9 protein-coding genes and 4 tRNA genes are annotated in these 14,953 nt (G+C 30.2%); 5 read left to right on the plus strand and 8 right to left on the minus strand.

Annotated features, from left to right (window positions below; genetic code table 11):
* Positions 1–4 precede the first annotated feature (4 nt).
* From NON08_RS02865 to NON08_RS02890, 6 genes are all read right to left on the minus strand, one after another.
* Entirely contained in the window at positions 5–808 is an 804-nt protein-coding gene (locus tag NON08_RS02865) for a dihydroorotate dehydrogenase electron transfer subunit (RefSeq protein ID WP_256690007.1), read from the minus strand.
* A 30-nt stretch (positions 809–838) separates the two neighbouring features.
* Entirely contained in the window at positions 839–1,903 is a 1,065-nt protein-coding gene (pyrB, locus tag NON08_RS02870) for an aspartate carbamoyltransferase (RefSeq protein ID WP_256690008.1), read from the minus strand.
* 43 nt (positions 1,904–1,946) lie between these two features.
* The gene (locus tag NON08_RS02875) at positions 1,947–2,069 is read right to left on the minus strand and encodes a hypothetical protein (RefSeq protein ID WP_256690009.1); all 123 of its coding nucleotides are present in this window, start codon (positions 2,067–2,069) and stop codon (positions 1,947–1,949) included.
* A 48-nt stretch (positions 2,070–2,117) separates the two neighbouring features.
* Positions 2,118–3,245: an aminotransferase class V-fold PLP-dependent enzyme gene (locus NON08_RS02880; protein WP_256690010.1), complete on the minus strand. Its 1,128-nt coding sequence runs from the start codon at positions 3,243–3,245 to the stop codon at positions 2,118–2,120.
* Positions 3,246–3,297: 52 nt separating this feature from the next.
* On the minus strand, positions 3,298–4,929 hold the full coding sequence (locus NON08_RS02885; protein ID WP_256690011.1) for a Na/Pi cotransporter family protein: 1,632 nt from the start codon (positions 4,927–4,929) through the stop codon (positions 3,298–3,300).
* A 224-nt stretch (positions 4,930–5,153) separates the two neighbouring features.
* Complete coding sequence (locus NON08_RS02890; RefSeq protein ID WP_240218814.1) at positions 5,154–6,350, minus strand: dicarboxylate/amino acid:cation symporter; 1,197 nt, start codon at positions 6,348–6,350, stop codon at positions 5,154–5,156.
* Positions 6,351–6,528: 178 nt separating this feature from the next.
* On the opposite strand from NON08_RS02890, the gene hflX reads away from it, so the two are divergent.
* From hflX to NON08_RS02915, 5 genes are all read left to right on the plus strand, one after another.
* Positions 6,529–8,322 carry a GTPase HflX gene (hflX, locus tag NON08_RS02895; protein ID WP_256690012.1) on the plus strand — a complete coding sequence of 598 codons (1,794 nt, stop codon included), beginning with the start codon at positions 6,529–6,531 and terminating at the stop codon, positions 8,320–8,322.
* Between the two features lie 109 nt (positions 8,323–8,431).
* Positions 8,432–8,507, plus strand: a tRNA-Gly gene (locus NON08_RS02900).
* Between the two features lie 21 nt (positions 8,508–8,528).
* Positions 8,529–8,603: transfer RNA gene (locus tag NON08_RS02905), tRNA-Glu, on the plus strand.
* 2 nt (positions 8,604–8,605) lie between these two features.
* A tRNA-Ala gene (locus NON08_RS02910) sits at positions 8,606–8,681 on the plus strand.
* A gap of 3 nt (positions 8,682–8,684) precedes the next feature.
* A tRNA-Met gene (locus NON08_RS02915) sits at positions 8,685–8,761 on the plus strand.
* 88 nt (positions 8,762–8,849) lie between these two features.
* Here the strand turns inward: NON08_RS02915 and NON08_RS02920 are convergent.
* Complete coding sequence (locus NON08_RS02920; protein ID WP_256690013.1) at positions 8,850–11,456, minus strand: cation-translocating P-type ATPase; 2,607 nt, start codon at positions 11,454–11,456, stop codon at positions 8,850–8,852.
* Between the two features lie 261 nt (positions 11,457–11,717).
* Positions 11,718–14,924, minus strand: coding sequence for a carbamoyl-phosphate synthase large subunit (carB, locus tag NON08_RS02925; protein WP_023050180.1), 3,207 nt, complete (start codon positions 14,922–14,924; stop codon positions 11,718–11,720).
* Positions 14,925–14,953 lie beyond the last annotated feature (29 nt).

The following is a 14,953-nucleotide window of genomic DNA, read 5'->3' on the forward strand; positions in this document are numbered from 1 at the left end:
TCCCTTAGTTTCCACAGCTACACCCTGTATTTTCTTTAGGATTTACATCCACTATTATTTTTGAATCAAAAACCGGTCCATCATGACAAACTTTTTTCATCCCATCTAATGTTTTTATTGAACATCCAACACATGCCTTAACTCCACATGCCATTCTTTCTTCTAAAGATACTTCACAAAACACATCTGCTTTTAACGATGTTTCTGCTACTGCTTCCATCATTTTATGAGGTCCACAAGTTTGAACCATATCTATTTTTTCATCAGATAAAACTCTACTTAAAACAGATATTACATTTCCTTTTTCTCCTAAAGAACCATCATCTGTTGTTATATATGTTTTTATTCCATCTAAATTTAAATTTTCTAATATATTTAAAGCTTCTTTCCCTCTTCCACCAGCTATAAATATAACTTCATTTTCTTTTTTTAACTCATCTATTAGTAGCTTTGTTGGCGCAATTCCCATTCCTCCACCAACAACAACACACTTTTTATTTTTTACTTCTGTTGTAAATCCTGTTCCTAAAGGTCCTTGGATATTTAAAATTTCTCCAACTTCAAGCGTAGCAAACTCCTTCGTTCCACCACCTTTTACTTCGTAATAAAACTCTAAAATATTTTTATCTTTATCTACATAATGAAGACTGATTGGTCTTCTTAAAATTCTTATTTCATTTTTTAGTTTTAACATAAAAAACTGTCCAGCTTTTGAATATTGAGAAGCCTTCTCAGATTCTATTTTCATTAAGTAGTAGTTTTCTCCAACTTTATAATTTTCTAATACTTTACAATCCTCTAAAAACATTTTTTCCTCCCAAATCTATCTTAAAATATTTTATTTTTTTATATCTCTATTACAATAGTAACAATATTCATGTTCTTTATCTACAACATACTTGTTTTCTGTTTCCTCAAATTTTGTGATACACTTTTCATTACTACAAACAATTTTAGTTGATTTTTTTATATCTTTTTCTACAGTTTCATCTTTTAGTATTTCTATTAATCCTAATGCTATTGAAAAGATAGCTTCTCTTGTTGGAACTCCATTTGCTGCCTGTTCAAAATATTTAGCATGCTTTGTTTCATCTAAATCTATTTTTATTTCATCTACTCTAGGTAATGGATGTAAAATTATCATATTTTCTTTACATTTACCCACAATACTCTCTTTATCTATAATATAAACTCCAGCTACTTTCTCATAATCCTCTTGATTATCAAATCTTTCCTTTTGAATTCTTGTCATGTACAACACATCTATCTCTTTTAAAACATCCTTGTAGTCATTTAATATATGGTATTTTATATTTTTTTTCTCAAGCTCTCTTACAATATACTCTGGTATTTGGATTGCTTCTGGTGCTATAAAGTAAAACTCACAATTAAACATCTCTAACGCTTTAGTTAATGAATGAACTGTTCTTCCATATTTTAAATCACCTACAAAAGCTACCTTTTTTCCCTCTATACTTCCAAACTCTTTTTCAATTGTATATAGATCTAAAAGAGTTTGGCTTGGATGTTCGTTAGCACCATCTCCTGCATTTATTACTGGTACTTTTGCTATATCTGCTGCAAAACGAGCCGCTCCATCTCTATTGTGTCTCATAACAATTACATCAGAATAAGCTTCTGTCATCTTTATTGTATCTCTTAACGATTCACCTTTTTTTAAAGAAGTGGCATCAGGCGAATCAAACCCTAAAACTTTAGCTCCTAATCTATAAGCTGCTGATGTAAATGATAATCTTGTTCTTGTTGAAGGTTCGAAAAATAAGCTTCCAACTATTTTATTTTTCAAAAGTTCTTCATTTTTTTTCTCTAACTCTTTTGCTACTCTTAAAACCTCTAAAATATCACCTTTTGTAAAATCTTTCATTGAAATAAAATCTCTCATTTTTCCTCCTTAATATTTTTAGCTAAAAAAAAAGGAATAGAAATTACAAGTTAATGTAACTTCTATTCCATATATTAAAATCAAAATTAAAAGATAAAAATAATGAAAATATTGTTTTTTTCTTTTTTTCTTTTTTTAGCTCAAAAATACTTAACAAATTTCTCACTTTTTACCCTCCTCATTTTTTACACTTTGAAAAGTATATCATAACATTTTAAATTTGTAAAGTAATATTTTTTAACGCATCTAGTGCATAATCTATCTCTTCTTCTGTATTAAAATATCCAAATGAAAATCTTACCGCTCCTATTTCATAAGTTCCTATAGCTTTATGAGCTAACGGGGCACAATGAAATCCAGGTCTTACTAAAATACCAAACTCTTCATCTAAAATTTGAGCTAAATCTCCACTATCAATCCCTTCTATATTCAAACTTACTACTGGCCCTTGATCTTTTGTAAAGCTTTTGTAAACTTTTATTTTCTCTAATTTATTAAGTCCAATTATAAATTTTTCTATTAAAATATCCTCATGTTTTTTTATATTTTTTAATCCTATTTCATTTATAAAATCTATTCCAGCTCCTAAACTTAGAATTCCTGGAGTATTTAAAGTTCCAGCCTCTAACATTTCTGGCATCTCTTTGGGTTGTCTTGAAAGTTTTGAAAAACTTCCAGTTCCTCCTTCTAATATTGGCTCTATTTTTATTTCATCTTTTATACAAATCGCTCCTATCCCTTGTATTCCAAAAATGGATTTATGCCCTGTTAAACATAATATAGATATGTTATGTTTTTCCATATCTATATACGAATACCCCGCACTTTGTGAAGCATCTAGTATAAACAAAAGATTATGTTTTTTACATATTTTTCCTATCTCTTCTATATTTTGAATAGTACCATTTACATTAGATATATGATTAATTACAACTGCTTTTGTTTCTGAAGTAATATTTTTTTCAATTTCATCATATGTATTAACAAAAGTCAATTTTATATCTTTTTCATCTTGCATATAAAATAATGGTCTTAAAACAGAATTATGCTCAAAATTTGTTGTTATAACGTGTGAATTTTGAGGAATACCACCTTTTATTGCAAAATTTAATGACTCTGTTGCATTAGCTGTAAATGCTATATTTAAACTATTTTTTATATTAAAAAACTTTGCTATCTTCTCTCTTACTTCGTATATTTTTCTTCCAGCCTCTACAGCTTTTCTATGTCCTGCTCTTCCTGGGTTTGCATTAAATTCTTTCATTGCACTTTCAACAACTTTATAAATTGATTCTGGTTTTGGTGAGCTTGTGGCTGAGTTATCAAAATAATATATCTTCATACTTTTCTCCTCTTAAAAAATAATAAAGAGAGGATTTCTCCTCTCTTTTATCTTAGTTTATTTTTGCAAAAACTTCAACTATATTATATAAGTGATCCTTAATTCTTCTATAATTATTTAAAATATCCATATATCCTGTACTTAGCATAGCTGGCATTACATTTTCAGAAACATGTTCTAAGTGTTCAGCTCTTGCTCTCTTATACTCTTCTTTTATAAAATTACATTTTTTTATTGCTGCTATAAATAAATTTTTATCTCTTAATTCATAAGCTCTATTTATATCACTAAATAATTCCTCAACATTTACATGTAATTGATTTAAAGTAGCTCTTTTATATTCATTTAGTTCAATTCCATTATCTTGCATTTTTTTCAATGTTTTAGCTATTCTTAATAAGTAATCACTTACTGTTTCATATTCATCACAAGTTTGTAAATTTTCTCTTGTATCTTCAGTATTAGAATTATCTAAAGTACCATTTAGAATATGGAAGTTTACATCTGATATCTCCTTTTGGAATAAATCTAAAGTATCTTCTAACTTTTCTATTTTTCCAACTTGACTATCAATTTTTTCTCTTCCAGCTAGTACATTATCTAACTTTACAAAAATCTCTTTTATATGAGTTCCCATAGTTAAAATCTCTTTTTGGGTTTGCTCAACTACAACTGATGGTGTATCTGCCATTAATATATCTAAATGAGTTACTCTTTCCTTTGCAATTGGTGAATCTGATTTTACAACTTTACATAAGAAATCAGCTAAATATCCAGTAAATGGTATAAATAAACACACATTTATTATATTAAACATTGTATGAGCTGTTGCTATAGCTGCAGTTAAATTGTTATCTGGATCTAAAATATGCTCTAAGAATCCTAAATAGAATCTAAATATCGTTGTTGCCCATAAAACTCCGGCAATATTGATTATTGTATGTGCATAAGCTGCTCTCTTCGCATTTGCTGTTGCATTTAATGAAGCTAACAATGCTGTTATTGTTGTTCCAACATTTTCTCCTAGAACTAATGCTACTGCTGTGGGATAATCAATTAACCCTTGTACAGCAAGCGTTATAGTTATACCTAAAGTTGCTGAAGATGATTGAACTACTGCTGTTAATAATGCTCCTACCGCTGCTGCCTTTAATACTCCAAAATATGTATCTGCTGTAAACGCATGGAAAAGTGATACAAACTCCGGTAATGATCTTAACGGCTTTAAACCATCACTCATCAATTCTAATCCAAAGAATATAAGTCCTAGTCCCATAATTGCCATTGCTCTCGTTCTAGCTTTTTCACTAGTAAAGAACATTGTTGAAATAGCTGCCGCTCCAGCCATTGGAAGTCCATATTTTCCTATTTTTAAAACTAATATCCATCCAGTTATTGTCGTTCCTATATTAGCTCCTAGTATTACTCCTAGTGCTTGTTTTAATGTTAATAATGATGCATTAACAAATCCTATTGTCATTACAGTACTTACAGATGAAGATTGAACTAGTGCTGTTACAAATACTCCCATTCCTATTGCCATAAAACGGTTTGTTGTAAGCATAGCAAGAATTTTTTTCAATCTCTCTCCTGCCATTTTTTGCATTCCTTTAGACATATTTTCCATTCCATACAAGAATAGACCTAGTCCTCCTAGAACCTTAAAAAAGATATCTAAGTACATTTTTCCTCCTAAATTTTACTTTTTTATTTTAATTTTTTTGGTTAAATAGTCAATCTGGTAAATTCTAACACGTATTTTAATAAATGTAAAATAAAAAACCATTTTTTAACTTAAAATTTACACGTTTTTAACATTAAAATATTTTTTCACAATATGAAAAAAAGAGATGTTTTTTTCAACACCTCTTCTAATGCTTATTTTTACTGATAATTCTTTCTATCTTTTTATATGTTATCAAAGAATTCTTTAGAATTTTTTTCAAGTTTAAATCCTGCTATTTTATTTACAATAATAGCTATTGCTCCATCTCCAGTTACATTACAAGCAGTTCCAAAACTATCTTGTGCTAAGTAAAGAGCTATCATTATAGATGTTAATGTTGGTGGGAATCCAAGCATTGTTTCTATAATTCCTAACGCTGCCATAACTGCTCCTCCTGGAACCCCTGGCGCAGCGACCATTGTAACTCCTAACATTAATATGAAACCAAACATTGTTCCAAATGTTATACTCATTCCATTTAACATCATTATAGCCATTGCACAACTAACCAAAGTTATAGTACTTCCTGATAAATGAATTGTAGCACAAAGTGGTACCACAAACTCTGCAATTCCAGTATTAACTCCGTTTTCTTTAGTTTGATTTAATGTTACTGGTATTGTTGCTGCTGATGATTGTGTTCCTATAGCAGTAAAGTACGCTGGTAACATTGTTTTTAGTAATCTAATAGGATTTGCTCCAGCCATTCCTCCAGCTATAAAATAAAGTATTAAAAGTATTGTTATATGTAATAAAATAATTACAGCAAATACTTTAGAGAATACTGTTAATATTGTAGCCACTTGTCCAGCGTAAGTCATATTTGCAAAGATTCCAGCTATATGTAATGGTAAGAATGGAATAATTATATTTCTAATAATTCCCTCTACTACTTTTTGGAACTCATTCATTACATCTTTTATTGCGTGTCCTTTTACTATTGCAATTCCAATTCCTAAAATAAAAGCCATAAGTAATGCCGTCATTACATCCATTATAGGTGGCATATTTATCGTTAAATATCCCGATAATAAAGCATGCTCAGGATTATCTGCTGTTTCTAACATAGAACCTGTTTTTAAAATCATTTTAAATACTGCTGTATTTACAAAATATGTAAATGATCCTGCTAAAACAGTTGAGATATAAGCTATAGCTGTTGTCACTCCTAGTAATTTTCCTGCTCCAGTTCCTAAATCACCAATTCCAGGTGCAACAAATCCTATTATAATAAGTGGTATTGAAAACTTTAAAAAATTTCCGAAAATACCATTAAATGTTGCTAATAATCTTATAGGTACCTCCATTCCTAGCATTCCAACTCCTATACCAATTATAATCGCTAAAATCAGTTTTGGTAAAAGACCTATTTTTTTCATTTTTTCTCCTCCCAGTATTTAACTTTGTTTATAAAATAACCAATAATATATGTAATACTACATTTTTTTCGGATTTGCAAATATTTTTTATAGAAGTATCATTAAATTTGTATTTTTTATATATATGTAGTAAAATTAATATAAAAACTTAATTATATTAAGGTCAAGGATGTGAAATATGATAAAAGGTAATGTTGAAGGAGTTAGAGATTCTATTTTAGCAGAATTGGATACTATTTATAGTATGAATGTTGAAAAAGGAAAACTTGTTAGCCCTGAAATTGTTGCACTTATAACTGATATAACTAGAGTTATAAATCGTGAAATTAGTGTTTCAATTGATAGAAAAGGAAAAATATTAGAAGTTGCTATTGGAGATAGTAATAGTGTTGAACTGCCTATTTTGGAAATCTCTAGTAAAAAATTAAGTGGAGTTAAAGTTATTCATACTCATCCCAATGGATACTCTAAACTTTCTATGATTGATATTTCAGCTTTATTAAAATTAAAATTGGATGCTATATTAGCTATTGGAGTAGGAGAAACTGAAATAACAGGTGTTAATATAGGTTACTGCAAGATAGAAAATCAAGAGCTAACTTATGAAGAAATCGAAAATTTATCTTTAGATAAAGTTATGTCTACAGATTATTTAGATAAAGTTTTAGAAATTGAGGCTGAACTTAGAAAAAGTGATGTTATTGAAGATGATAGTGAATATGCTATAGTTGTTGGTGTGGATTCTGAAGAAAGTTTAGATGAATTAGAAGAGTTAGCAAGAGCTTGTGATGTTAATGTAGCTGGAAGAATTTTTCAAAAGATCAAAAGAATTGATAATATCTTCTATATTGGTAGTGGAAAAGTTAGAGAGTTAGCTTTATTAAGACAGATTAAAAATGCTAACTTAATAATTTTTGATGAAGAGTTAAGTGGAGTTCAGATTAAAAACTTAGAAGCTGTTACGGGATGTAAAGTTATTGATAGAACAATACTTATTCTTGAAATTTTCGCTAGAAGAGCTAGAACTAGGGAAGCTAAAATACAAGTTGAATTAGCACAACTTAAGTATAGAAGTCAAAGACTTATTGGTTTAGGTAGTATCATGTCTAGGACTGGTGGAGGAATTGGAACTAAGGGACCTGGAGAAAAAAAGTTAGAGATAGATAGAAGAAGAATTAAAGATGAAATCTTTGCTCTTAGACAAGAATTAGAAAAAATAAAAAAAATTAGAGCTCTTCAAAGAACTAAAAGAGAAAGTTCTGGTATTCCTAGAGTTTCTTTAGTTGGATATACTAACGTAGGGAAATCAACACTTAGAAATCTTCTTGTGGAAATGTATCCAAGTGATAATACTGTTAAAAAAGAAGCTGTTTTTGCAGAAAATATGCTTTTTGCAACTTTAGATGCTACTACTAGAACTATGGTTCTTCCAGATAAAAGAGTTACTGCTCTAACTGATACTGTTGGATTTGTTAGAAAACTTCCTCATGATTTAATTGAAGCTTTTAAATCCACATTAGAAGAAGTTATTTTTTCTGATTTACTTGTTCATTTAGTTGATGCTTCAAGCGATACTGTTGTTCAACAGATTAAATCTGTTGAAAATGTTTTAACAGAATTAGGTGCAATAGACAAACCTACTATACTTGCTTTAAATAAATGTGATGTAGCTACTGAGGAGCAAATTGAAAAATTAAAAGAATTATATAGTCATATGGATATTGTTGAAATCAGTGCTAAAAATGAGATTAATATCGATGTATTAATGGAAAAAATAACTGATTCCCTTCCAAGAACAATGAAAAAAATAGAACTTTTAATTCCTTATTCAGAAAGTTCAATCAATGCATATTTGCATAGAAATGCTATTATTGAAAATGAGTCATATGAAGCTGACGGAACTTTAGTCATTGCAACTGTTAGTGATGAAGTATTCAATAAATGTTCTAAATTTATAATAAAAGAAATTTAATTATTTTTTATTAAAAAGAAGTCAAAATTTTTGACTTCTTTTATTTTTTTATTTTTTTAAAATTTGCATTGACATTTTTTTTATATTATGATACTATGTTTTTGTGATTGCGGGAGTAGCTCAGTTGGTAGAGCGTCAGCCTTCCAAGCTGAATGTCGCGAGTTCGACCCTCGTCTCCCGCTCCATTTTAATATTTTGGTACACTTGCCCCGTTCGTTCAGTGGTAAGGACAATAGATTTTCACTCTATAAACAGGGGTTCGATTCCCCTACGGGGTACCATTGGGGATATAGCTCAGTTGGGAGAGCGACGCACTTGCACTGCGTAGGTCAGCGGTTCGACTCCGCTTATCTCCACCATTTGCCTAGATAGCTCAGTTGGCTAGAGCACTCGGTTCATACCCGAGCGGTCGAAGGTTCGAATCCTTTTCTAGGCACCATTTGAAATTTTACACTCTTAATAAGAGTGTTTTTTTATTTTTACTATATAGTTGATATAATAAAAAAAGCTGCTTTAAGCAGCTTTTTTTATCTATCATATTTTATATACTTCAACATTTGAATTATCAGTGTTGGAATAAATGCCAATAATGTAATTTCTCCAAAATTAGTCATACTCAAATCTGATACCGCAAACATTTCATGGAATGAAGGAACTAATAAAACCACATATAATAAAGCTGTTCCTAATAAAAATGCATATATACTAAACATATTTTTTGTTATTCCTAACTTTATTATAGAACCATTTCCTCTACAATTAAACCCGTGAAATAATCTTCCTAAACATAGAGTTGAAAACGCCATAGTACTTCCTAATCCGGCATCACCTTTTGAATATCCTAGATAAAACGCAACCATTGTTACGATTGCAATTAACATACCCTCCATTAAAATTCTTCCAGATAATTTTTTATCTAATAACGGGGCATTAGCCTCTCTTGGTTTTTCATCTAAAACATCACCATGTGAAGGTTCCATTCCTATTGCAATGGCAGGTAAACTATCTGTTAGTAAGTTTATAAATAAAAGATGTACAGGTGCAAATATTACAGGTAATCCCATTAAGGAAGCATAAAATACGGCTAAGATTCCAGCTGTATTTCCTGATAATAAAAATCTTATTGAATTCTTTATATTAGCATATAAATTTCTTCCTGTTACAACTGATTTTATTATTGTAGAAAAATTGTCATCAGTTAATATCATAGATGCTGCATCCTTTGAAACTTCTGTCCCTGTTATTCCCATAGCTATTCCTACATCTGCTTTTTTTAGAGCCGGTGCATCATTTACTCCATCCCCTGTCATAGCACAAATTTTCCCTAACTTTTGCCATGCTGAAACAATTCTAATCTTATGTTCTGGTGAAACTCTTGCATAAACCGATATTCTTTCCACATGTTTTATAAGCTCATCATCACTCATTTTTTCGATTTCAACACCATTTAAAGTCTCATCACCATCTTTATATATCCCTATCTCTTTGGCAATAGCCTTAGCTGTAACTTTATAATCTCCTGTTATCATAACTGGTTTTATTCCAGCTCTTATACAATTTTTTACAGCTTCTTTAGACTCTTCTCTCGGTGGATCAATCATACTAATTAAACCTATGAAAATAAAACTGTTTTCATCGTCAAATTCTAAATCTCTCACATTCTCCATTTCTTTCATAGCAAAAGCTAAAACTCTCAATCCATGCTCTGCAAAATTTATATTTGCTTTTTTTATATTTTCTATATCAGACTCTAATATTTTTTCAATACTTCCACCTTCTCTTAAAATATATTTTGCTTTTTCTATAATAACATCTGGCGCTCCTTTAGTTATTAAATAATTTTTCCCTTCAATTTCATTTAGAGTACTCATCATTTTTCTATCTGAATCAAATGGCAACTCCTTTAATCTAGGATACTTATTTCTAATTTCAACTTCAGCTAAATTATATTTATGCCCTATATTTACTAAAGCTACTTCTGTTGGATCTCCAATCTCTTGACCGTTATTGTTTACTGCATCGCTACATAAAATAGCACTTCTTAAAAGTCCCATCTCTATTTTTGAATTTAAATCAATTTTTTCAGATTCTACTACTTTCCCATCTACATAAAGATTCTGAACTGTCATTTTATTTTGAGTCAATGTTCCAGTTTTATCAGAACAAATTACTGAAACACATCCCAGTGATTCTACTGAATGAAGCTTTTTTATAATAGCATTCTCTTTGGCCATCTTCTGTGTTCCAATAGCTAAAACTATTGTAACTATTGATCCTAACGCTTCTGGAATCGCTGCTACTGCTAAAGCTACTGCAAACATTAACGATTCTAATATATTTATTCCTCTAGCTACACTCATAAAAAATACAACAACACATAAAATTATTATAGCTATTGATAATTTTTTTCCAAATTTCTCCAACGATTTTTGTAGTGGTGTCATAGCATCTTCAGTCGCATCTAATAATGAAGCAATTTTTCCTAATTCTGTTTTCATTCCAATTGTTGTCACTAAGACTTTTGCTCTTCCATATGTTACTAAACTTCCTGAGAAAACCATATTTTTTTGATCTCCCACTGTTAAATCATATATATCTATAGTTTGAGAAATTTTTTCTACACTTTCTGATTCCCCTGTTAAAGAACTTTCATTCACCATTAAAGAATGTGTCTCTAAAACTCTCCCGTCACTTGGAACAACATCTCCTGCTTCTATTAAAATAATATCTCCAGGAAGTAATTCAGATGAGTTTATCTCTTGTTTTTGACCATCTCTTATTACTTTAGCCTTAGGAGAAGACATTTTCTTTAAGCTTTCCAACGATTTTTCTGCTTTTAAATGTTGAACAGTACCTAAAATTGAATTCATTATAATTACTGCTAAAATTACTATTGTACTTTCTTTATTTCCAGAAACAAATGAAATTGCTGCTGCAACTAATAAAATTATTACTAAAAAATCCTTAAATTGCTCTAAAAAAATCGCTATTGCAGTTTTCTTTTCTTTACTGTTTAGTACATTTTCTCCATACTCCTCCTTTAATTTTTCTAAATTTTCTTTTTTCAATCCTAATTCAGAAGTGTCAAAATACCCTAACAACTCCTCTTTACTTTTCGAATAAAAATCCTTCATAGATTTCCCTCCATATAATTTTATATTTTTAATTATTTACCGACTTAATAGATATTTTCATTTTTCAAAAATAAAAAAAGACTTTCAGTGTAGGTTAAAACCTACACTAAAAGTCTTGTCACCTTTTTTAGGCGTATAGTACCAGATTTTTTCAAATCGAGATGTTGACACTATACTTTTGACTACTCCCTTTGAGTATATCTTTATTTTTAATATAACTTAATGAAGTTTATACTTTTTTTTTATATTTGTCAACTTTTTTTATATTTGTGCTATATCAAATACATCTAAGTCCATCTTATCAACGTTTAACTCTTGAACTTTTATTATTGCATTTAAAGTATCTATCGAAGTTAATACCTCTACCCCATATTCAATAGCTGTTCTTCTTATTTTAAATCCATCTCTTTGAGCATCATTTGCCTTAGTTGGAGTATTTATTAATAAATCCACTTCTCTATTTTTTAATAAATCTAAAATATTTGGTGATTCTTCATTGATTTTTCTTACTGCTGTTGCTTCAATTCCTTTTTCTGCTAAATACTTTTGAGTTCCCTCTGTTGCAAACAGTTGACAACCTAAGCTTTTAAGTGATTTTGCAACTGGTAAAAATTCATCTTTGTCCTTATCTCTTATTGTTAAAAGAACTTTTCTATTTCTTACATTTTGAACTCTTCCACCACCTAAAAGACCTTTAAATATAGCTTCATCTGCTGTATGTCCAACTCCTAAAACTTCTCCTGTAGATTTCATCTCAGGTCCTAATGAAACTTCAACTCCTGATAATTTCTCTGTTGAGAATACCGGAACTTTAACTGCAACTACAGATGGCTTTTTATAAATACCAGTTCCAAACCCTAAGTTTTGAAGTTTTTCTCCCATTATTACTTTTGTTGCTATATCAATTACTGGAACTCCAGATATTTTTGCTATATAAGGTACTGTTCTTGATGATCTAGGGTTTACCTCAATTACATATAATTCATTTTCGTATGCTATAAACTGGATATTCATCATACCTTTTATTTTTAATTCTTTTGCAATTTTTCTTGTAATCTCTTCAATTTTCTTTTCTGTCCCCTCATATAAATTTTGTGGAGGATATATTGTTATTGAATCTCCCGAATGTATTCCAGCTCTTTCTAAATGCTCCATAACTCCTGGTATTAAAATATCTTCACCGTCACATATTGCATCTACTTCTACTTCAATTCCATTTAAATATTTATCTATTAAAACTGGATTTTCAGGATCTCTTTCAAATGAAGCTTTTAGATAATTTACAAGATTGTATTCATCGTGACAAATCTCCATTCCTTGTCCACCTAGAACATATGAAGGTCTTACTAAAACTGGATACTGTACTTCTGCTGCTATTTTCTTTCCAAGCTCAACGTCCCATACAGCTTTACCTTTTGGTCTTTTTATATCTAATTTTTCCATTATATCTTCAAACTTTTCTCTATCTTCTGCAGCATCAACCATCTCTGCTGAAGTTCCAAGTATTGTAACCCCTCTATCTCTCAAGTCATTAGCTAATTTTATTGCTGTTTGACCTCCAAATTGAATGATTACTCCTGCCGGTTTTTCCTTATCAATGATATTCATAACATCCTCTGTTACTAATGGTTCAAAGTAAAGTCTATCTGCAGTTGAGAAGTCTGTAGATACTGTTTCTGGATTGTTATTTATAATAATACTCTCTATTCCCATATTTCTTAAAGTTTTTATTGAGTGAACTGTACAGTAATCAAACTCTATTCCTTGCCCTATTCTTATTGGACCAGATCCTATTACTATAACTTTCTTTTTATCTGTTACATCAACTTCATCAAATTGATCGTATGTTGAATAAAAGTATGATGAATCTGCGGCAAATTCTCCTGCACATGTATCAACCATTTTATAAACTGGTTTAATTCCATAATCTCTTCTTTTTCTAGCAATATCTTGTTCTGTTACATTTAGCAACTGAGCTATTCCTTTATCTGAGAATCCTTTTTTCTTAGCATTTTTTAAGAATTTTTCATCTAAATCTTTAAGCTCCATCTTTTTCATTAACTCTTCTTGCTTTACAAGCCACTCTAATTTTTCCATAAAGAACTTATCTATTCCAGTTAATTTCTGTAACTTTTCCTTTACATATCCTCTTCTTAACATCTCAGCAACAACGAAAATTCTTTCATCATCTGGTCTTACAACTATCTCTTTTAGTTCTTCCATAGTCATTTTCTCTACCACAGGATGCTCTAAATTATATCTTCCAATCTCTAATGATCTTAGTCCTTTTAAAAATGCAGCTTCAAAGTTATTTCCAATAGCCATAACCTCTCCAGTTGCCATCATTTTCGTACCTAGTCTTTTATTAGCTTTCTTAAATTTATCAAATGGCCACTTTGGAATTTTTACTACTATATAATCCAATGCTGGTTCAAAACATGCAAAAGTTTTTCCAGTTACTTCATTTACAACTTCATCTAATGTATATCCTAAAGATAATCTTGTTGCAACTCTTGCTATAGGATATCCTGTAGCTTTTGAAGCTAACGCAGATGATCTAGAAACTCTTGGATTTATTTCAATAATTGCATATTCAAATGATTTCGGATGAAGAGCGAACTGAACGTTACAACCTCCAACTACACCTATTTCATTTATTATTTTCAATGCTGATGTTCTTAGCATTTGATACTCTCTATCTGAAAGTGTTTGAGATGGTGCAACAACTATAGAGTCTCCTGTATGGATACCAACTGGATCTATATTCTCCATATTACAAACAGTTATACAGTTTCCATCTTTATCCCTGATTACTTCGTATTCAACCTCTTTCCATCCTAAGATTGATTTTTCAATTAGTACTTGTCCAACTCTTGATAGCTTTAATCCTTTTAATAAAATGTCTTCTAATTCTTGAGGGTTATCAGCAATTCCCCCTCCTGTTCCCCCTAGAGTATACGCTGGTCTTACAACAACTGGATATCCAATCTCTCTTGCAACTTTAAACCCGTCTTCTAAAGTTTCAACTATTTTACTCTCTATTGTAGGCTCTCCAATTTTATCCATAGCCTCTCTAAATAGTTCTCTATCTTCTCCTCTTTTTATAGATTCAATAGATGTTCCTATTACTCTTACATTATACTTTTCAAGTATTCCTTTATCATTTAATTCAACTGCCATGTTTAGAGCTGTTTGTCCACCCATTCCAGCTAAAATAGAATCTGGTCTTTCTTTTGCAATTACTTTTTCCACAAATTCTGCTGTAATTGGCTCTATATATATTTTGTCTGCAACTGCCTTATCTGTCATTATTGTTGCTGGATTAGAGTTTATTAATACAACTTCTATCCCCTCTTTTTTTAATGTTTCACATGCTTGAGTTCCTGAATAATCAAACTCTGCTGCTTGTCCTATTATAATTGGTCCCGATCCTATTACCAGTGTCTTTTTTATCGATTTATCTAACATTATACGCCTCCTACAAACTCTACTTAAAT

Origin of the sequence: Cetobacterium sp. NK01, assembly GCF_024506395.1 — a bacterium.
In the GTDB taxonomy this organism is placed as follows: domain Bacteria; phylum Fusobacteriota; class Fusobacteriia; order Fusobacteriales; family Fusobacteriaceae; genus Cetobacterium_A; species Cetobacterium_A somerae_A.

Bases quoted from the DNA above. Each gene is read 5' to 3' on its own strand.
- NON08_RS02865 (WP_256690007.1), bottom strand. From the start codon at position 808: ATGTTTTTAGAGGATTGTAAAGTATTAGAAAATTATAAAGTTGGAGAA.
- pyrB (WP_256690008.1), bottom strand. From the start codon at position 1,903: ATGAGAGATTTTATTTCAATGAAAGATTTTACAAAAGGTGATATTTTA.
- NON08_RS02880 (WP_256690010.1), bottom strand. From the start codon at position 3,245: ATGAAGATATATTATTTTGATAACTCAGCCACAAGCTCACCAAAACCA.
- NON08_RS02885 (WP_256690011.1), bottom strand. From the start codon at position 4,929: ATGTACTTAGATATCTTTTTTAAGGTTCTAGGAGGACTAGGTCTATTC.
- NON08_RS02890 (WP_240218814.1), bottom strand. From the start codon at position 6,350: ATGAAAAAAATAGGTCTTTTACCAAAACTGATTTTAGCGATTATAATT.
- hflX (WP_256690012.1), top strand. From the start codon at position 6,529: ATGATAAAAGGTAATGTTGAAGGAGTTAGAGATTCTATTTTAGCAGAA.
- NON08_RS02920 (WP_256690013.1), bottom strand. From the start codon at position 11,456: ATGAAGGATTTTTATTCGAAAAGTAAAGAGGAGTTGTTAGGGTATTTT.
- carB (WP_023050180.1), bottom strand. From the start codon at position 14,924: ATGTTAGATAAATCGATAAAAAAGACACTGGTAATAGGATCGGGACCA.